The 18,123-nt window shown below is 66.9% G+C and carries 14 protein-coding genes; 5 read left to right on the top strand and 9 right to left on the bottom strand.

Annotation, left to right across the window (positions count from 1 at the left end):
- Nucleotides 1–163: 163 nt before the first annotated feature.
- Nucleotides 164–1,021: a TetR/AcrR family transcriptional regulator gene (locus ACSQ3N_RS00360; protein ID WP_436145318.1), complete on the bottom strand. Its 858-nt coding sequence runs from the start codon at nucleotides 1,019–1,021 to the stop codon at nucleotides 164–166.
- A 194-nt stretch (nucleotides 1,022–1,215) separates the two neighbouring features.
- On the opposite strand from ACSQ3N_RS00360, the gene ACSQ3N_RS00355 reads away from it, so the two are divergent.
- Complete coding sequence (locus ACSQ3N_RS00355) at nucleotides 1,216–2,022, top strand: enoyl-CoA hydratase/isomerase family protein (RefSeq protein ID WP_082517063.1); 807 nt, start codon at nucleotides 1,216–1,218, stop codon at nucleotides 2,020–2,022.
- Between the two features lie 41 nt (nucleotides 2,023–2,063).
- Here ACSQ3N_RS00355 and ACSQ3N_RS00350 read toward each other — a convergent pair whose 3' ends face one another.
- On the bottom strand, nucleotides 2,064–3,140 hold the full coding sequence (locus tag ACSQ3N_RS00350) for a recombination-associated protein RdgC (protein WP_056171606.1): 1,077 nt from the start codon (nucleotides 3,138–3,140) through the stop codon (nucleotides 2,064–2,066).
- Nucleotides 3,141–3,479: 339 nt separating this feature from the next.
- Between ACSQ3N_RS00350 and ACSQ3N_RS00345 the strand changes: the two genes are divergently transcribed.
- Nucleotides 3,480–4,085 (top strand): Spy/CpxP family protein refolding chaperone, encoded by a 606-nt coding sequence (locus ACSQ3N_RS00345; RefSeq protein ID WP_056171604.1) that lies wholly within the window; start codon nucleotides 3,480–3,482, stop codon nucleotides 4,083–4,085.
- Nucleotides 4,086–5,279: 1,194 nt separating this feature from the next.
- On the opposite strand, the gene ACSQ3N_RS00340 is transcribed toward ACSQ3N_RS00345, so the two are convergent.
- Complete coding sequence (locus tag ACSQ3N_RS00340; RefSeq protein WP_056171602.1) at nucleotides 5,280–10,166, bottom strand: EAL domain-containing protein; 4,887 nt, start codon at nucleotides 10,164–10,166, stop codon at nucleotides 5,280–5,282.
- A gap of 277 nt (nucleotides 10,167–10,443) precedes the next feature.
- Here ACSQ3N_RS00340 and ACSQ3N_RS00335 point away from each other — a divergent pair, with 277 nt between their 5' ends.
- Together ACSQ3N_RS00335 and ACSQ3N_RS00330 are read left to right on the top strand one after the other, a co-directional pair.
- Nucleotides 10,444–10,932, top strand: a complete 489-nt coding sequence (locus tag ACSQ3N_RS00335; protein WP_056171600.1) for a MerR family DNA-binding transcriptional regulator — start codon at nucleotides 10,444–10,446, stop codon at nucleotides 10,930–10,932.
- A 95-nt stretch (nucleotides 10,933–11,027) separates the two neighbouring features.
- Nucleotides 11,028–11,417, top strand: a complete 390-nt coding sequence (locus tag ACSQ3N_RS00330; protein WP_200912377.1) for a PaaI family thioesterase — start codon at nucleotides 11,028–11,030, stop codon at nucleotides 11,415–11,417.
- Between the two features lie 40 nt (nucleotides 11,418–11,457).
- Here the strand turns inward: ACSQ3N_RS00330 and ACSQ3N_RS00325 are convergent, their stop codons facing one another.
- The 3 genes from ACSQ3N_RS00325 to leuA all read right to left on the bottom strand — a co-directional run bounded on the left by ACSQ3N_RS00325 (nucleotide 11,458) and on the right by leuA (nucleotide 15,100).
- Nucleotides 11,458–12,558, bottom strand: a complete 1,101-nt coding sequence (locus ACSQ3N_RS00325; protein ID WP_056171595.1) for a 3-deoxy-7-phosphoheptulonate synthase — start codon at nucleotides 12,556–12,558, stop codon at nucleotides 11,458–11,460.
- 190 nt (nucleotides 12,559–12,748) lie between these two features.
- The gene (locus ACSQ3N_RS00320; RefSeq protein WP_056171593.1) at nucleotides 12,749–13,273 is read right to left on the bottom strand and encodes a C40 family peptidase; all 525 of its coding nucleotides are present in this window, start codon (nucleotides 13,271–13,273) and stop codon (nucleotides 12,749–12,751) included.
- A gap of 138 nt (nucleotides 13,274–13,411) precedes the next feature.
- On the bottom strand, nucleotides 13,412–15,100 hold the full coding sequence (gene leuA / locus ACSQ3N_RS00315) for a 2-isopropylmalate synthase (protein ID WP_056171591.1): 1,689 nt from the start codon (nucleotides 15,098–15,100) through the stop codon (nucleotides 13,412–13,414).
- Nucleotides 15,101–15,544: 444 nt separating this feature from the next.
- On the opposite strand from leuA, the gene ACSQ3N_RS00310 reads away from it, so the two are divergent.
- Nucleotides 15,545–15,910: a YciI family protein gene (locus ACSQ3N_RS00310; RefSeq protein ID WP_436127256.1), complete on the top strand. Its 366-nt coding sequence runs from the start codon at nucleotides 15,545–15,547 to the stop codon at nucleotides 15,908–15,910.
- Between the two features lie 80 nt (nucleotides 15,911–15,990).
- On the opposite strand, the gene ACSQ3N_RS00305 is transcribed toward ACSQ3N_RS00310, so the two are convergent.
- The 3 genes from ACSQ3N_RS00305 to ACSQ3N_RS00295 form a co-directional block, all read right to left on the bottom strand.
- A complete protein-coding gene (locus ACSQ3N_RS00305) occupies nucleotides 15,991–16,533 on the bottom strand; it encodes a hypothetical protein (RefSeq protein WP_156372150.1) in 543 nt (180 codons plus the stop codon).
- A gap of 104 nt (nucleotides 16,534–16,637) precedes the next feature.
- Nucleotides 16,638–17,471 (bottom strand): hypothetical protein, encoded by an 834-nt coding sequence (locus ACSQ3N_RS00300; protein ID WP_436145317.1) that lies wholly within the window; start codon nucleotides 17,469–17,471, stop codon nucleotides 16,638–16,640.
- 53 nt (nucleotides 17,472–17,524) lie between these two features.
- Nucleotides 17,525–18,091, bottom strand: coding sequence for a hypothetical protein (locus tag ACSQ3N_RS00295; RefSeq protein ID WP_436145316.1), 567 nt, complete (start codon nucleotides 18,089–18,091; stop codon nucleotides 17,525–17,527).
- Between the last annotated feature and the right edge of the window lie 32 nt (nucleotides 18,092–18,123).

Raw genomic sequence — 18,123 nt, 5'->3', positions numbered from 1 at the left:
AATCCATTTCAGGCCTTTAGTTGAAGCTATAGAACGATAGTTCTGACATTTGAGAGGTCTCATGCGTTCTTAAGCTTCGATTGCTTCCCGCCTGCCCTGTTGACGAGGCATGCACTGCCGATGTCATGCTTGCCGCACTCGAAGTTGAGGTGCGAAAATCGTGTCAGCTATTTTTCCCATTCACTTTTATCGACGCCTTCCCCGAAGACACCGCGCGGCGTTTACGCACAGGCTCTGCGTAAGCTGAAGATTCAGATGCAACCACTGATGCATGCACACGCGCTGGCTGTGGCGCTTGTGCCATCCCCGTGCCATCCACCCGCCGCACCACCCCACCCATCAACGTACCGATGCACTGCGCCGCCACCTGCTCTGGCGTGTACTGCCCGCCGGGCTGGTACCAGCGGCCGATCCAGCTCAGAGCGCCGGCGATGACGAACGCCGTCATCTTCGGATCGCACGGCGCGAGCGAGCCCTCTGCCACGCCCTCGGCCACCAGGCGGCGGAATTCCTGGTCGACGGCGGACTTGAGGCGGCGCAGCTCTCTGCGGGCCTCGGGTGGCAGTTGCTCGTCGCCGACGCGGATGAGGCACATGCCGAAGTCCTGCGTGACGATGCGTGCATAGACCTGCATGCAGGTGATGAGCTGGTCAACGGCCTGGCCGCCCGCTGCGCGCGAGGCGTCGATGCCTTCCAGCATCATGGCCAGGCCCTGGCCCACGCACTGCAGCAGGATCTCGTCCTTGTTCTTCACGTAGTAGTACAGCGTGGGCTTGGTCACGTTCAGGCGTGCGGCGATGTCGTCGAGCGAGGTGGCGTGAAAGCCGCGCTCGTTGAACAGCTGCGCCGCCGCCTGCAGCACGGCGTTGCGCTTGGCCTCGCGCTGGCGCTCGCGGGGCGACTCGGGGGCCCGCGGCGCGGCCGCCACTGCAGGGACGGCGGGGACAGCAGGGGCAGCGGCAGCACCTTGGCGCCGCCGGGGCGCTGGGGTCGTCGCAGCAGCAGTGGTCGTCTTGGTCATGTGCGTATTAAAGCCTGTTCGGCGCGTGGTCGACGCCTGCTCAATGGCCTGCCAACGGAGGCCCATGGTGCCGCAGGGCCCTGGCGGCGGCGCCCGGGCGGGGGAAAACACCGATGCCCCATGCCGGCCACGCCGCCACTATCAAAACAGGAGCTATCAGCGCACAGCCATCCGGCACCAGACACACATCGACCATGAAAAGCACTGTGACCGAACCTACCGACCCCGCCGCCCCCGTGCTGCTGGAACGCGACGGGCCCATCGCCACGCTGCGCCTGAACCGGCCCGACGCGCTCAACGCCATCGACGTGGCCATGGCCAACGCCTTCCTGGCCGCTGTGCAGGCGCTGGCCACCGACCCCACCGTGCGCGCCGTGGTGCTGCGCGGCAACGGCCGGGGCTTCATGGCCGGTGGCGACCTGGCCACGCTGCGGGCCCAGCCGGTGCAGGGGGCCATCGACATCCTCACGCCGCTGAACCAGGCGTTGCCGCTGCTCGCACAGATGAACGCCCCCGTCATCGCCCAGGTGCACGGCGTGGCCGCGGGCGCGGGCCTGAGCCTGCTGCTGATGGCCGACTACGTGCTGGTGGCCGAGGGCACGCGCTTCAACCTGGCCTACATCAACCTGGGCACCAGTTGCGACGTGGGCGCATCGTGGGCGCTGCCGCGGCTGGTGGGTGTGCGCAAGGCGCTGGAGATCGCCCTGCTGGGCGACGCCTTCACGGCCGAGGACGCCCTGCGCCTGGGCCTTGTCAACCGCGTGGTGCCAGCGGCGGACCTGGACGCGGCCACCGCCGCCCTGGCCGCACGCTTTGCCAGCGGCCCCACGCTGGCCTACGGCGCGATGAAGCGGCTGATGCGCGATTCAATGGACCGCAGCCTGCCCGAGCAACTGGCGGCCGAGGCCGCAGCGTTCGTGCAGTGCGCGGGCACGCAGGACTTCAAGGCAGGGGTCGAGGCGTTCCATGCGCGCCAGAGCCCGCAGTTCACCGGGCGTTGAGAGCGCCTCTCCGGTGTTGAACTCGGCTCTGGCGAGGGTCGTCAGAACGGCGCCGCTTCCGGGTCCGTGTCCACCGGCGCCGTGGCCGGCCCGGTGATCGAGCGGCTCGCCACGTCCTTGCCTTTGGGTGGCGCTGGCGCGGCCGCAGCCAGGCCGGAGCCGGAACCCGGGGCTGATGACGGAGCGCTGTCACCACCCGCCGCCACCGCCTGCGCAGCGCTGGCCACGCCGCTCTCTGCCTCGCCCCCCAGCGCCTCGATCAGGTCGGGGATCAGTTTCACCAGCTCGCCCGTGGCAATCGCCACGTCGGTATCGAAGCCGCCGCCGTCGGCCTTGGTGCCCTCGAACACCGTGTCGAGGAACGACACCTTCTTGATCTGGAAGCCCTCGGTGAGCATGAACGACACGCGGTCGTCCCAGGTCATCGCGAGCTTGGTGGGCAGCTTGCCGGCGTCGATATGGGCCTGCACCTCTTCGATGTCGAGCGCGTGGCGGGCGTAGCGCACCACGGACTTTTCTTCGCTGGCGCTTTTGAGCTCGCACTCGCGGTCCACGGTGAAGCCCACGGGTGGCTCCTGCTCCTTGAGCCAGTGGGACATGGCCGCCTGCGGGCTGGTCTGGGTGTTGATGAGCGACACCGACAGGCCGGGCAGCGACTCGACCAGCAGCGTGACCACCTCATCGGCGCGGCCCTGGCTGGAGGTGTCGAGCACCAGCAGGCGGGACGCCGTGTCGATCCAGATCCACATCGAGCCCTGCTTGGTGAAGGCCATGGGCAGCAGGTCGAGCTTGGCCTCGTCCTTGAGCTCCTTGCTTTCCTTCTTGCCGGGCTTGCGGCCGGTTTCCTGCTCGATGCGCTCGGCCTTTTCCTTCACCCTGCGCGCCAGCACGCTGCCGGGCAGCACCTTGGACTCGACCATGAAACGCAGGATCCACTGGCCCCCGACCGATTCGGCCAGCGGGCCGTGGGCGTCGCCGCGCGGGGGCACCCAGCCCAGCGACTTTTCCTGCGTGGCGCCGCACTCCATGAAAGGCGCCTTGGCCAGCGCTTCCTCGACCTGGGTCAACTCCACCTGCCATTGGGGGGCAATGCGGTACACGATCATGTTCTTGAACACGGGACAACCTTCTTCTCTTCTAGGCGTTGAGCGAACAACGGGCAAACGGCGAATCCGCCATTGTCGGGGCTGTGGGCGCCGGTCTCGCGCCGCACCGCAGGCTTCGCAACATCCACACGCAGCACCGCTACAAATTCAATAGCTGCCAGCGCTGGATAGACAGGCGGTAGAGGCTGATAACACCTCAAAACCCGCTCCGCGTACGGAGCTTCTTGTCACAACTTTACACAGCCTCACCCAGTGGGCACGGCGGCGATACATGGCGGGCGGACACTGACTCTCAACCGCTGACCAGCCTGGGTGCAGCGGATACCAACCCCCTGTGAAAGGACTCACACCATGGCTTTCCAACTTCCACGCCGCTTTGTTGCCACCGCTGTTCTGGCTGCCCTGGCCCTGCCCGCTCTGGCGCAACAGGCACCTGCCAGCCCTGCAACCGCCCCGTCGGCCACCAGCGCCACCGCCCCTGAAGCCCGCCAGACCCGCCAAGCCGGCGAGCCGCGCCGGGACCACCACGAACGCCACCAGGCCCGTCAGGCCCACCAGGCAAAACGCATGGCCGCCTTGAAGGACCAGCTCAAGCTGACGCCTGCACAGGAATCGGGCTGGACCACCTTCACCACGGCCCTGCAACCCGGCGAGCGCACCGCACGCCTGGACCGCAAGGACATGGACAAGCTGACGACGCCCGAGCGCATCGACCGCATGCGGGCCCTGCGCGCCCAGCATGCCGCCGAGGCCGACCGCCGTGGCGAGGCGACCAAGGCCTTCTACACCACGCTGACGCCCGAACAGCAAAAGACCTTCGATGCACAAGCCAGCCGCCACCACCGCGGCGGCCCGCACGGCGACGGTGAAGGCCGCCGCCACGGCAAGGGCGGCGACCGCCACCACCATGGTGACGCCTCAGGCAAGCCAGCGCCCGCCGCTGCACCGGCCAAGTAACGCCCACCGCTGCCCACCGGCAGCCCACCCGGAGCCCGGGGTCCTGTCCAGGACCCCGGGCTTTTTTGCGGGGGTAGCCGGACCAGCGGTTTTTGCGGGTCAAGGGGTCGTCGGCGACAGCGCACAGGCCCCAGGCCCCACTGTGGATAAGTCTGGGGGCAGTTCTGGCACAACCGGGCAGTTATCCACACAAAAATGCCGCGGCCCGAAGTTGTTGTCTGCGAGCCCCGAAGTTCAAGGCCTGCGTCCCACAGTGTTTGAAGCGACGCAAGTGCGCGCCAGCATTGGGGAAACCAGCCTTGTCCACAGAAACAGGCCTGCTCTACTACTACTGCTATTTATAAATAGAACTATCAATGAATAACAAGACACCCTAAATCCGGGGCAATGCAGCCGTTGGGTGGACACGTTGCCTCGCCCTTCGGCCAGGCCGTAGACGCTGAACTTGGATGGGGATGAGCGATGGGTTTCTGCCGTCCGCGACTTCATGAACGGGGAGCCGACGCTGTCCACGGTGCCGAAACCCATCAGGAAAAAGGGGCCGTCACCGCGTCGCAGCGGCGTCGAAAACCAGTGTTTGCTACAAATTCAGTAGCTATTAACCTTTACCAGTCAAGCGGTAGACCGGGTTTTTATGCAGATGTTTGCGACACCATCTGCCGGTGCGTAAAACTGGGGATAGTTTTTGCACAACTACCCGGTTGTCCACAGGCAGCGACGATTCCTGGTTGTTGTCCCCGCCGGTGCGACAGCGGAAAGAGGGGCTGACCCACAGGGTTAGGCGGCGCGCAAGTGCTTGCCGTGTCTGGGAAAAAGGCAGTTGTCCACACCAAAAGCCTGCCTCTACTACTACGACTATGTATTTATAAAGAAAATAAAGAAGAAAACAGGGACAACTTCCCGAAGCCCTGGCCCACGCTGAAGCTGGCGCCGGATGGGTACTGCAAGGGGGAAGGGGTCGACGGAGCAGAAGCTTCCAGAAGGGGTGGCGTTCAGCAAAGGCCGCTGGACACAGCCTGAGAGGCCGTGAAGGCCGGTAAGCCCTGGGGCAGACCCCTCCCCCCGCAAGACGAGCCAAGGGCCCGACATGAGGCTCTCAGTGCGCCATCGCACTCCCTGCCATGGGCGGCAGCGGACGCAAAACACGCATAGACGCCACCCAGTGCCCTGGGCAGCGTCTGAAAAAACTATGGATCAGCCCGCGGCGGGCTTGAGAAAGGTCGCCAGCACGTCGGCCGAGAGCGGCCGGCTGAACAGATAGCCCTGGTAGTGCATGCACCCCGCATGGGCCAGCAGCTCGCGCTGCTCGGGCGTCTCCACGCCTTCGGCGATCACCTGCAGGCCCAGGCTGCGCGACAAGCCGATGATGGTGTCCACGATGGCCGCGTCGTTGGGGTCGGTGAGCAGGTCGCGCACGAAGCTCTGGTCGATCTTGAGCTGGTCGAGCGGCATGCGCTTCAAGTAACTCAGGCTCGAATAGCCGGTGCCGAAGTCGTCCAGCGAGAACCCCACGCCGTAGCTGCGCAGCGCGGCCATGGTGGCGATGGTGGTTTCCATGTCTTCCACCAGCAGGCTCTCGGTGAGCTCGAGCTTGAGCAAATGGGCCGGTGCGCCGGTGATGGCCAGCACCCGGGCCACGTCGTCCACAAAGCTGGCATGGCGGAACTGGCGCGAGCTCACGTTCACCGCCATGGTCAGGTGGGCCAGGGCGGGGTCGTCCTGCCAACTCGACAGCAGCTTGCACGCGGTGTGCAGCACCCAGCGGCCCAGCGGCAGGATCAGCCCGGTTTCTTCGGCCAGCGGGATGAACTGCGCGGGCGAGACCATGCCGCGCTGCGGGTGGGCCCAGCGCACCAGCGCCTCCACCCCCACGCACAGGCCCGTCTGGTGCATCTGCGGCTGAAAGTGCAGCAGGAACTCCTCTTGCGCCAGGGCTGCACGCAGGTCGGTCTCCAGGCCCGCGCGGGCCGTCACCACCGCCTGCATGTCGGGGTCGAAGAAGCGCAGCGTGTTGCGCCCCGCCGTCTTGGCCTGGTACATGGCCAGGTCCGCCTGTTTGAGCAGCTCGCCCACGCTGGTCTGCTCGCCGGTGAACGGCGCAATGCCGATGCTGGGCGTGCTGCGGTACTGGTAGCCTGCCAGCGCATACGGCACGGCCAGCATGGTGAGGATTTTTTCGCCCACGCCGCGCGCGTGCAGAGCCAGTTCGTGCGGCTTGGCACTCAGCTCTTCCAGCATCACCACGAACTCGTCGCCACCCAGCCGCGCCACGGTGTCCACGCTGCGCACGCAGGTGTTCAGGCGCTGCGCCACCTGCTGCAGCAGCAGGTCGCCCTGGTCATGGCCCAGCGTGTCGTTCAGCGTCTTGAAGTTGTCCAGGTCGATGAACAGCAGCGCCCCGCCGTGGTGGCGGCGGTTGGCGTTGGCCAGCGCGTGGCCGATGCGGTCCATCAGCAGCATGCGGTTGGGCAGGCCGGTGAGCGCGTCGTAGAACGCCAGGCGCTGGATCTCGCGCTCGCTGGCCTTGCGCTGGCGGATGTCGGTGTTGATGGCCAGGATGGACTGCGGGTGGCCGTCGTCGCCGCGCACCAGCGTCCAGCGGCCTTCCACCTCGATGGTGCTGCCGTCGCGGTGGTACTGCACGATCTCGCCCGTCCACTCGCCCTGCTCCAGCACCGCCTGCGTGGCATGCCGAAAATGCGCGGGGTCGTCGTACAGCAGCGTCTCGATGGACTGGCCCAGCGCCTGCAGCTTCGACCAGCCGTACAGGCGCTCGGCGCTCTTGTTCCAGAAGATGATGCGGTGGGTCAGGTCGCGCACCAGGATGGCGTCCTGCGCCTTGTCCAGCAGCGACGCCTGGTGGCGGATGCGCGCATCGGCCAGCTGCCGGTCGATCTCGGCCGAGGCGCGCGCGGCAAAGATCTGCAGCGTGGAGGTGATGAAATCCGTCTCGGCGATGGGCTGGCGGAACAGCACGAACACGATGCCCACCACCTCGCCGTCACCGTTGCACAGCTGCTGGCCCGCATAGCCCTGCGCGCCCACCAGGCGCAGCATGGGCGCGGACGGAAACGCCTGCTGCACCTTGTCGGCCACCACGTACTCGCGCTGGCTGAGCAGCATCTGGCTGGGCGTGCCCTCCAGCATGTACTCGTCGTTGGACAGCATGTGGCCGTCGAGCACGGCCGCCAGCGTGGTCACCCGGTCGGGCTGACCTTCGCTGCCGGGCAGCAGCCGCACCACGCAGCCACCTTGAGCGCCCAGCGCATCGGCCATGTTGCGCACCAGCTGCACGAAGAACTCGGTGCCCGTGCTGGCCGACACGGCCGCCGCCACCTTGAGCACAGAGGCCTGCAGCCGCTGCTGCGCCTTGTGTGCGCGCAGGCTGGTGATGCCGAAGGCCACGTCGTTGGAGAGCTCCTGCAGCAGCGCGGCCTCCTGCGCGCTGATCTGCAGGATGTCGGGCGCATACAGGTACAGCAGGCCGAACGTGCGGTCCTGGTCGCGGTCGCGCTGCTGCAGCGGCAGGCAGATCACGCCATGGAACCCGTGCTCCAGCATGCGCTCTGTCCAGTCGGCGAAGTCGCCCTCGGCGCGGATGTCCTGCACGATCACCGGCTTGCCCGAGCGCACCGCCGTGCCCGCCGGGCCCCGCCCGTACGGGTCGTCGGCCGACCACGACAGGTGCAGGTTCTCCAGGTAGTTCTGGTTGTAGCCGGCATGGGCCACGGGCTCGATGGACTTGCGCTCGTCGTCGCGTGCAAAGCCCACCCAGCCCATGCGGTAGCCGCCGATGTCCACCGCGATCTGGCAGATGGCCTGCAGCAGCGCAGTTTCGGACGTGGCGCGCACCAGGGTCTCGTTGCAGGCGCTGAGCAGGCGCTGCGCGCGGCCCATGCGCGCCAGCTCGCGCTCGGTGCGCAGGCGCTCGGTCACGTCGGTGGCCAGCACCTGGCGCGCGGGGCGACCATTGAAGCTGATGCTGCCGGCCGTGATCTCCACGTCCATCATCGAGCCGTCCTTCTTGAGGTGGCGGCTCACCACAGGCCGGTTGCGCTGGTCCATCGGGATCGCATCGATGCTGGCCTTGATGGCTGCGCGGCGCTCGGCGGGCCACAGGTCGGTCATCTGCATGGCCAGCAGTTCGGCCTCAGCGTAGCCGTAGTGCGTCACCATGGACTGGTTCACCGCCTGCAGGCGCAGCGTTGCTTTGTCGTACACCCACATCGGGTGCGGGTGCTCGTCGAACAGCATGCGGTACTGCTGCTCGGACGCGCGCAGCTGCGCGGCCACATGCCGCAGCTGCACCATGGAGCCGAGCGACTCGGTCAGGATCTCGAGGTGGGCCACATCGCGCCGCGAGAACGCCTGGGGCTGGTCCGACGTGACCTTGAGCGAGCCCACCACGCCCTCGGCCGTGCGCAGCGGCACTGCCATCACCGAGCGCACGCCCTGGCGGTGCGGCAGCGAGGCCATGTCCCAGCCCGCGGCCTCGGTGTCGTTGCACACCACGGTGCGGCCCTCGCGCAGCGTGGGCCACAGCAGGCTCTGGTCCACCGGCAGCAGGTGGCCCACCGGGCGCACATGGTCGCCCGCTGCCGCCTGCGCCACCAGCTGCTGGTCGCGCAGCAGCTCCACCAGCGCGCCGCGTGCCTGGGTCTGGTGCAGCACCGTGTCGGCCACGAGCTGAAGCGCCTCGTGCAGCGGCAGTGCCATCGACGAGATGCGCTGCTGCACCTGCAGCAGCTCGGCGTGGTTCTGCGCATCGCGCTGCGCATCGATCTCGGCAAGCTTTTGCCGGCTGATGTCGGCCATGCCGCCCACCATGCGTACCGCCTTGCCGCTGCCGTCGCGGATCACGAAGCCGCGGTCCAGCACCCAGGCGTAGCTGCCGTCGTGGCGGCGAAAGCGGTATTCGCTCGACCAGTGCGTGTCGTTGCCGTCGATCACCGCGTGGATGCCGGTGGTCACCGCACCGCTGTCCTCGGGGTGCAGGCGTGACGTCCAGGAGCTGCTGTCGGCCTGCAGCTGGTCGGGCGGCACGCCGAACAAGGTCTGCATGCCCTCGTTCCACCAGATGTGGTCGGTGAACAGGTTCCAGTCCCACACCGCATCGGCCGTGGCACGCGAGACCAGGTGAAAGCGCTCCTCGCTCTCGCGCTGTGCCTGGTGGGCGCGGCGCTGGGTGGTGATGTCCTGGAAGGCGCCCTGGATGCGCAGGATCTGCCCTTCGGCACCGCGCACCGCCTGCCCCGCGGTGCGCACCCAGAAGTGCCGCTCGCCCGGCATCAGCGCCTCTGCCTCGATGTCGAACGGCGTGCCGTGCTGCAGGCAGTCGTCCAGCACCCGCTGCATCACGCCGCGGTAGGGCGGCGTGTACAGCTGCAGCACCTGCGCCAGGCCGCTTTGCCGCTGCGCAAGCCCGTAGGTGGCCGCGATCTCCTGCGACCAGGTCCACTGCTGGCCGGGCAGCTCCACCGTCCAGCCGCCGATGCGCGCGATGCGCCCGGCCGCGCGCAGCGCCTCGCCCTGGGCCACCATCTCGGCGTGCATCTGGTCGCGCTCGCGCACCAGGTGGGCCAGCAGCCGCTTCTGGCGGCGCAGCTCCAACTGCACCATGGCCTGGCCCGCCAGCATCTTGAGGGCGTCGATCTGTGCGTCCTGCAGCGTGCGCGGCACGGTGTCGACCACGGCCAGGGTGCCCAGGGCAAAGCCCTCGGGCGTGACCAGCGGCACGCAGGCATAAAAGCGCACATGCGGATCGCCCACCACCAGCGGGTTGCTGGCCAGCACGGGGTGCAGGGCGGCGTCGGGCACCACCATCGGGTCGCGGCGGCCGTCCAGCGCATGCGCGCAGAACGCGATGGCGCGCTCGGTCTGCTGAAACGCCAGGCCCACCGACGCCTTGAACCACTGGCGCTCGCCGTCGAGAAAGTTGACCACCGCGATGGGGCAGCCGCACACCTGCGCGGCCAGGGCCGCCAACTGGTCGAAGCCTTCCTCGGCAGGGGTGTCGAGGATCGCGTAGGACTGCAGTGCCAAAAGCCGCGCTGCCTCTTCGGGTGCGTGGGCTGATGACATGGTCAGGCAGCTATCGTGCAGCGACCCAGCGGCGCGCACCCCGTCCCGGCGCCTGGAGCGGCCTGGGTGGCATTGCCGTGGAGCTCAAGCATCGTCAAGGGTCTTCGCAGTGGGGATGAAAACCGTCGCCGCAGGCCGCAGTGCCCAGGCCAGGACGGTAAAAGGTGAATGCTACACCGCGACGCGCTCTGCCCGCGGCGCTGGGCATGGGGGTTTGCCCCAAAAGCAGTCGCACAGGCAACCTTCGTGCAGCGCCAGGCTTGCTAGGCTTTGCGCCATGCAGATCTCTGAACTGGCCCAGCGCACCTCGGTCTCGGTCCATGCCCTGCGCCACTACGAGCGGCTGGGGCTGCTCACCCCGCGCCGGCGCGCCAACGGCTACCGCGACTATCCCGTGGCCCTGCAGCGCGAGGTCGTGTTCATCGCCATGTCGCGCCAGCTGGGCTTCACCCTGCCGCAGATCGCGCCGCGCCTGGCCGCCTACCGCGCCGGCACGCTGTGCATCGACGCCATGGTGCAAGACCTGCGCGAGCGCGCCCTGGCGCTGGACCAGCAGATCGCCGGGCTGCAGGCCCAGAAGCAGCGCGTGCTGGAGCACGCGGCGTGGTTTCGGGCAAAGCAGGCCACGGCGCGGCGTGCCCAGGCCGCGGCACCCAAAGCCAAGGCCCCGTGGCCCCGCGTGCGGCCCGCCCCTGCGCCGGCCGCACCCGCACCGCCACCACCACCGGCTTCACGATCCCCCCGCCCCACCAGGAAAGCACCATGACCCCCTCTGCACCTGCCACTGGTCCCGCCACGGCGTCCATTTCATCAGTCCCATCCTCCACTTCATTGACCCAGCTGCAATCGCTGGTGCTGGCCATGCCCATGGCGCGCACGCTGGGCCTGCGCTTCGTGCGCGTCGAGCCGGGCGCGGTGGAGGTGGAAATCCCGGTGAGTGACGCGTTCTGCTTTCGCCCCGGCCAGCTGCAGGCCACGGCCGTTTTTGCGGTGGCCGACTTTGCCGCGGTGGGCGCGGCCGGCAGCGTGCTGCCGCCGGGCTGGGTCAATGCCACGGTGGACGCCACCGTGAAGCTCGTGGCCCCGGCACGGGGCGTGTGCCTGCGGGCACGCGGGCGCGTGATCGACGCGGCGCGGCTGCTCACGGTGTGCGCGTCCGACGTGTTTGCGGTGGATGCGGACGGCCAGGAAACCCTGTGCGCCACGCTGCTGGCCACAGCGCGCAACATCGACACCACGGCAGCGCGGTAGTTGCTGCTGTCGGCCCACCGCAGAGCGCAGGGCCGGAAGGTCAGCCGCGTGCGCGCCGCGCCCGCACCGCCGCCGCCAGGCCTTCGAGCACCGGAATGGTCTGCGCCATGCTGATGCAGGCATCGGTCACCGACACGCCGGGCGCGAGCGGCTGGCCGGGCACGATGTCCTGGCGGCCTTCCTGCAGGTGGCTTTCGATCATGAGGCCGGTGATGCGCTGGTCGCCCGCGGCGATCTGCTGGGCCACTTCGCCCGCCACGGTGATCTGGCGCTGGTGCTGCTTGCTGCTGTTGGCGTGGCTCACGTCGATCATCACCTGCTCGCGCAGGCCCGCCGCCTGAAGCATGGTGCAGGCGGCATCCACATCGGCCTTCTGGTAGTTGGGCTGCTTGCCGCCGCGCAGAATCACGTGGCAGTCCTGGTTGCCGCGCGTCTCGAAGATCGCGGCCTGCCCCATCTTGGTCATGCCCATGAACGCGTGCGATGCCTGCGCCGCCTGGATGGCGTCGCTCGCCACCTTCACGCCGCCGTCGGTGCCGTTCTTGAAGCCCACGGGGCACGACAGGCCGCTGGCCAGCTGGCGGTGGCTCTGGCTCTCGGTCGTGCGCGCGCCGATGGCGCCCCAGCTCACCAGGTCGCTGATGAACTGCGGCGACAGCAGGTCCAGAAACTCCGTGCCCACTGGCAGGCCCAGCGCCAGCACATCCAGCAGCAGCTGGCGTGCCAGCTCCAGCCCTTCGTTGATGGCAAAGCTGCCATCCAGGTGCGGGTCGTTGATGTAGCCCTTCCAGCCCACGGTGGTGCGCGGCTTCTCGAAGTACACGCGCATCACGATGAGCAGGTCCTGCTGCAGCGCATCGGCCTGCACCTTCAGCTGGCGCCCGTACTCCATCGCCTGGCCATGGTCGTGGATGGAGCAGGGCCCCACCACCACCACCAGCCGGTCGTCCTGCCCATGCAGCACGCGCGAGATGGCGGTGCGGCTGGTCTCCACCAGCGTCTGGGCGGCATCGGGCGCGGGCAGCCATTCCTGCAGCAAAGCCGGCGTGATGAGCGGCCGCACGGCCTTGATGCGCGTGTCATCGACGCGCGTCGTATCGTGGGTGGAAATCGGGGTGGCGGAGCGGTGTGCGTGGGTCATGGTGGCCCCGATTGTCGCGCGGCGCTGGACAGCCGCTGCTGGCAGATTCGGGCGAACACCTTTCTACCCATGGGCGACATTGGTAAAGACTGGCGCGCCCCAGGCGAGAGACGCCGAGCAAGGGCCGCCCCGCAGCAAGGGCGTCGTCCCCCTCAGGGGGAAGGCGCCGAAGGCGACTCAGGGGGAGCCGCTACGGTCTGCGGAACGCCGCATTCTGCCGCGACCAATGCCGCGACTGCAGCTGGTCGAGCCGCACCGTGCCGCCGGTGGACGGCGCGTGCACAAAGCGCCCTTCGCCCACATAGATGCCCGCATGGTTAGGCTGGCGGCCGGTGCCGAACACCACCAGGTCCCCGGCGCGCAGCTCGCTGCCGTCGATGGGATACCCCCAGCTGTTGAGCTGCGCCACCGTGCGGGGCGGCGGGGTGCCCACCTGGTTGCGGTACACATAGCCGATCAACCCGCTGCAGTCGAAGCCAGAGTCCGGCGTGTTGCCGCCGTAGCGGTACGGCGTGCCCACCAGGCCCAGCGCGTGGATGGCGATGTCGTGCGCCTGCTCCGCGGTCAGGGGCGGCGTGGTGCGCACCGGCGCCGACGACGATGATGACGAAGGGAACGAAGAAGACGAGGGGGGCCGCGAGGTACCGCAGCCCGCCAGGGCCAGCAGGGCGGCGGTGCAGGCGGCCAGGGCCAGTCTGTGAGAAACAACGCGCATGGCCCGAAGGGTAACGGATGGACCCCGGTGCCTGCCCGGACTCCGCCCGCGGCCTGGGGCTATTGGTCCGGATGGCCACCAGCGATGGAAGGACCAGCGCTGGCAGCTATCCTTTTTGCAACGGCCGCAACCACAAGGTTACGCCGCTGTCACCGTCCCCGTGGCGGCCACGCCCTGGCGCCGCTCGGCCAGCCGGTTGGCCACGCTCACGATGGCCAGCACCGACGCCGTCACGATGTTGTGGCTCATGCCCGCGCCAAAGGTGGAGCCTGCCACGCCTTCCATCGCAGCCTCCACGATGGCCAGCGCCTGGGCGTTGGCGCCCGTGCCGGTGGCGCGCTCTTCGTAGTGGTCCACGCGCAGCGGCAGGCCGAGGGCATCCACCGTGGCGGCGATCGGCCCGTTGCCCTGGCCGCGCAAGTGCTGGCGCGTGCCGTCGATGGTCACGTCGAGCTCGATGCCCTGCCCGTCTTCATCGAGCCGGTGGCTGTGGCAGATGATGGCCGCCTGGGCCGGGGCGCGCAGGTAGGTGGCCTGGAACAGGTCCCACAGTGCCTCGCCGCTCATCTCGCCCTCGCTCGCATCCGTCTGGCGCTGCACCACGGCGCTGAACTCCACCTGCATGCGGCGCGGCATCACCACGCCGTGTTCGCGCTCCAGCAAGAAGGCGATGCCGCCCTTGCCCGACTGGCTGTTCACGCGGATCACGCTGTCGTACGTGCGGCCCAGGTCCGCAGGGTCGATGGGCAAGTACGGCACTTCCCACAGCGCGCTCGGGTCCTGCGCGGCAAAGCCTTTTTTGATCGCATCCTGGTGCGAGCCCGAGAACGCGGTGAACACCAGGTCGCCCGCGTAGGGGTGGCGTGGGTGCACGGGCAGCGAGGTGCATTCCTCGGCGATGCGCGCCACCGAGGTGATGTCCGAAAAATCGAGGTTCGGGTGCACGCCCTGCGTGTACATGTTGAGCGCCAGCGTCACGATGTCCACGTTGCCGCAGCGCTCGCCGTTGCCAAAGAGGCAGCCTTCCACGCGGTCGGCACCGGCCATCATCGCGAGTTCTGCCGCGGCCACGCCGGTGCCGCGGTCGTTGTGCGGGTGCACCGAGAGCGTGATGTGCTCGCGGGGGGCGAGGCGCCGGTCCATCCATTCGATCTGGTCGGCGAACACGTTGGGCGTGGCGTTCTCCACCGTGGTGGGCAGGTTGATGATGATGGGGCGGCCGGGGCCGGCGTTCCAGGCCCCGATGGCCGTCTGGCAGGCCTTGAGCGACACGTCGAGCTCGGTGGCGCTGAAGGTCTCGGGCGAGTACTGCAGCGTCCACTGCGTGGCGGGCTGCGCGTCGGTGAGCTGCTTCAAATAGCCCACATGGTGCGCGATCAGCTGCATCACCTGCGTCACGTTCATGCCGAAGACGATGCGCCGCCAGGCAGGCGCGGTGGCGTTGTACAGGTGCACGATGGCGCGGGGAGCGCCGTTGACGGCCTCCACAGTGCGCGCGATCAGGTCCTCGCGCGACTGGGTCATGACCATGATGGTCACGTCGTCGGGGATCAGGTCCTCGTCGATGAGGCGGCGCACGAAGTCGAAGTCGGTCTGCGACGCGGCGGGAAAGCCGACCTCGATCTCCTTGAAGCCGATGCGCACCAGCTCGTGAAAGAGCTTCATCTTGCGCTCGCCGTTCATCGGCTCGAACAGTGCCTGGTTGCCGTCGCGCAGATCGGTGGAGAGCCACACGGGTGCGCGGGTGATGCTGCGGGTGGGCCACTGGCGGTCGGTCAAAGCGACCGGGGCGATGGGCTGGTACTTGGTGGCGGGCTTGGCAATCATGAGAGGCTCCACGAACGGTGTGTGCGGTGCGCTGAAAGAAAACAGGCGCGGTGCACGGGTCAGACGAAATGAATGAAAAAACAAAACGTGTGACATCCCCTGCAGCCCTTTGCGTGTGCAAAGGCTGGTTCGCGGGCCGGGGTCAGGGGGAGATCAGGTGTTGCGCTGAGCGAGTCAGGCAACGGTGGCGAACGCAGGCAGACCCCGGCCAAGCACTAGTAGGCTTAGCGATAGGGTGGATAGGATCATGCTGCGTTGCATAGGGTGCCTAAGATAGCACAGGCTTGCTGCAGTGCGCAAGAATACAAATGAAAATGGCCGCTACCGCTCGCTGGGCAAGCGCAAGCAGCTACTGAAACAATAGCAAATTACCGCTGTTAGCATGGCGCACTCCCGCCAGCACAGTCTGCTGCACGCCCCCGTCGTCATCTTTGGAGACCTTTCATGCCCTACATGCTGCTCATCATGGAACCCCACGGCCAACGCGCCGAGCGGGGGCTGGCCGGCGGGCAGCAGGCCTATGCGCGCATGGTGGAGTTTGGCGACAGCCTCAAGGCCCGCGGCCTGCTGCGCGCCACCGAATCACTGGCCTCCACCGACCAGGCCGTGCGCCTGCAGGTGCGCGACGGCCAGTCGCGCCTGGTGGACGGGCCGTTTGCCGAAACGAAGGAAATGGTGGGCGGCTTCTTCCTGATCGACTGCGCCACCCGCGACGAGGCTGTGGCCATCGCGCAGGCGTGCCCCGCGGCGGAGTGGGCGACCATCGAGGTGCGGGAAGTGGCGCCTTGTTATCACGGGGCTGAGAGCTGAAATCCGGCCCACCGCGGCTGCCAAGCCTTGGTGGCCGAATGCCCTGAGCAGCTGCGTGCAAGCCCCGCAGCATCGAGACGTCAGCGCCTGCCCTTTCGCGGAGCCGTGATGGTCACGGTCCGGCCGGTCTTGTGGCATGCGCTCACGATGCGCTCGACCCAGGCGCGGTCCACCAAAAAAGTGCTGCCGGCGATTTGCTCTTCGGACTCGACGACGTCGGTGGCCAGATTGACTGACTTGGCAAGCGCCTCCGCTTGTCCCAGTGACGCTGCCTCGTCTCCGGTAGCAACACGGCCTCTACTGTTGAGTATTTCCCCCCCGTTGTGCCAGATCATCAACATGTTGCCCCTAGAACCTTGCAAGCCAGTACGGGGCGCAAGCTTTAGAAAGCAAAAGCGGTTGGTTTGCTGTGCATACCGGCTGTTTCGGACTTCATCTTTGGTACGCAGATAGGCCCGAAGTACGGCAGGAGAACTGATTTCCGCAAGCGATGGGCGGGAGATGGCTGCCTCAGGAATAGCAGCGGCAGGCTGTTCGGCAGAGACCGCTGATGCTGCGCTCGCGACACTGCATAGAGCAGCACAGGTTGCGGCCAGCCAGGTTCTGGCGTGAATGGTGTTCATGGGATTCACTTGGCGCCGTGGACTTATCGCATTGAGCGAGCAGCTTTGAGCACATGGAAAAAGCAGACACCGACTGCCTCTACGCCCGGGCCGAAAGCGCGGGCTCAGTCCTTCTTCTTCAGCCGGGTGTGGGTGTAGAAATCGTTTCCTGCAGCCATCGCAAAGAGCTTGAACTCCGCGCTGGGTGAGGTGGCGCGTCTGGTCCGCCACGCGAACAGGCCGTTGGGTGAAGGGTCCATGGGCAGGGCTTCGTTGGCCACATCGATTGCGCTTTGTACGAACTGCGCATATGCCGCGCGCTTCGGATGCGTTCCGTCATTGGCGATCGATAGCGAGTCGTCTAGGTTCTTTGCGATCCCTTCTTCCAGACGAGGATATTGATTGAAGCCGTGAAACTGCACTGAGCCTTGGTCGTCGGCCTTGACGATGTCGACAATGCCGCTGGCACCTCGGGCCATGAACTCCTCCGGCTTGTCGCTGCGCAGCCGGTTGACGATCACCCTGCGCATCCACTGCATGCCCTTTTTGACTTCCTCGGCGGTGGCACTGTCCATTTTTTCGGGAGAGCGACTTTCCGCAAGCAGGAGCCGCACTAGCATGCCCTCTTCGGTGTCGAGCGGCGGGAGTTTCATGGCCGCTTCCACCCGGATCGTGATGGCAGAGGGAGAGATCGACAGTGCGGAAGAGCCCTGGCTGGAGATGATGCTGATGCGCGCCAGGCCTGCCTGCTTCGCGATGAACTCGAATTGCCAACTATCGGCACGTGCGTTGTGTTTGGTACCGCCCGTTGTCACGATGGGCGTCTGGTCCACCAGAGTCTTCAGCACATAGGCTTTGGGAATCCCCTCCAGTTTCAGTTTGAGCGTGTTGCCTTCCACCAGCGTGAGTACGCTCGGCGCAGTCATGTTGTTCGTGAATTTGAGAAGCGCGCTTGGCACGTGGGTTCCTTGATGTGATGCGAGCCTGATGTAGCGCACCGTGCAGGCGAGAGTCAGTGCCTGGTTTTTCGAAGTGGTGCAATGCTGACAGTGCGGCCCGTGGTTTTGCACGCATTGATAATGTTGTCCACCCAGGCACGGTCTATCAGAAAGGTGCTGCCAGCGATTTGTTCTTTGGACTCGACCACGTCCGTGGCCAGATTGATCGATTTGGCCAGCGCTTCAGACCGCCCCCGCAATGCCGCATCGTCTCCGGGCCCAATGCTTCCAGCGCTATCTAAAATTTCCCCGCCTTCGTGCCAAATCATCCACAGGCTGGCAGTGTCCCCCTCCACGTCGCTGCGGGGAGGTTGCTTGACGAAGCAAAAGCGGTTGGTTCGCTGCGCATACCGGCTGTGGTGTACCTCGTCCTTGGTCCGCAGGTAGGCTCGTAGTGTTGCGGGAGTGCTGATTTCCGCCGTCGAAGGCCGTAAAAAAACCTCCGTTGAGCGGTGCGTGTCACCCGCTGACCTGGCCACGGCAGCTTGATCGCCTTGGGCTGACACTTCTGCCAGGCTGCTGGCTGCAAAGCAAACTGCAGTCAGCCATATTCTCGTGCGCGCGTTGTTCAATGAGACCATAGGAGCATCGGTTGGGGCTTGGGGCGCAAAGG

Source organism: Acidovorax sp. LjRoot194 (genome assembly GCF_964253015.1).
Taxonomy (GTDB): Bacteria; Pseudomonadota; Gammaproteobacteria; order Burkholderiales; family Burkholderiaceae_C; genus Acidovorax.
This window is presented reverse-complemented; position numbering and strand designations above follow the sequence as displayed.

Coding starts and splice junctions, on each gene's coding strand:
- ACSQ3N_RS00320 (WP_056171593.1), bottom strand. CDS start 13,273: ATGCGCGTTGTTTCTCACAGACTGGCCCTGGCCGCCTGCACCGCCGCC.
- ACSQ3N_RS00330 (WP_200912377.1), top strand. CDS start 11,028: ATGCCCATGGCGCGCACGCTGGGCCTGCGCTTCGTGCGCGTCGAGCCG.
- ACSQ3N_RS00310 (WP_436127256.1), top strand. CDS start 15,545: ATGCCCTACATGCTGCTCATCATGGAACCCCACGGCCAACGCGCCGAG.
- ACSQ3N_RS00340 (WP_056171602.1), bottom strand. CDS start 10,166: ATGTCATCAGCCCACGCACCCGAAGAGGCAGCGCGGCTTTTGGCACTG.
- ACSQ3N_RS00335 (WP_056171600.1), top strand. CDS start 10,444: ATGCAGATCTCTGAACTGGCCCAGCGCACCTCGGTCTCGGTCCATGCC.
- ACSQ3N_RS00345 (WP_056171604.1), top strand. CDS start 3,480: ATGGCTTTCCAACTTCCACGCCGCTTTGTTGCCACCGCTGTTCTGGCT.
- ACSQ3N_RS00325 (WP_056171595.1), bottom strand. CDS start 12,558: ATGACCCACGCACACCGCTCCGCCACCCCGATTTCCACCCACGATACG.
- ACSQ3N_RS00360 (WP_436145318.1), bottom strand. CDS start 1,021: ATGACCAAGACGACCACTGCTGCTGCGACGACCCCAGCGCCCCGGCGG.
- ACSQ3N_RS00355 (WP_082517063.1), top strand. CDS start 1,216: ATGAAAAGCACTGTGACCGAACCTACCGACCCCGCCGCCCCCGTGCTG.
- ACSQ3N_RS00305 (WP_156372150.1), bottom strand. CDS start 16,533: ATGAACACCATTCACGCCAGAACCTGGCTGGCCGCAACCTGTGCTGCT.
- leuA (WP_056171591.1), bottom strand. CDS start 15,100: ATGATTGCCAAGCCCGCCACCAAGTACCAGCCCATCGCCCCGGTCGCT.
- ACSQ3N_RS00295 (WP_436145316.1), bottom strand. CDS start 18,091: ATGGTCTCATTGAACAACGCGCGCACGAGAATATGGCTGACTGCAGTT.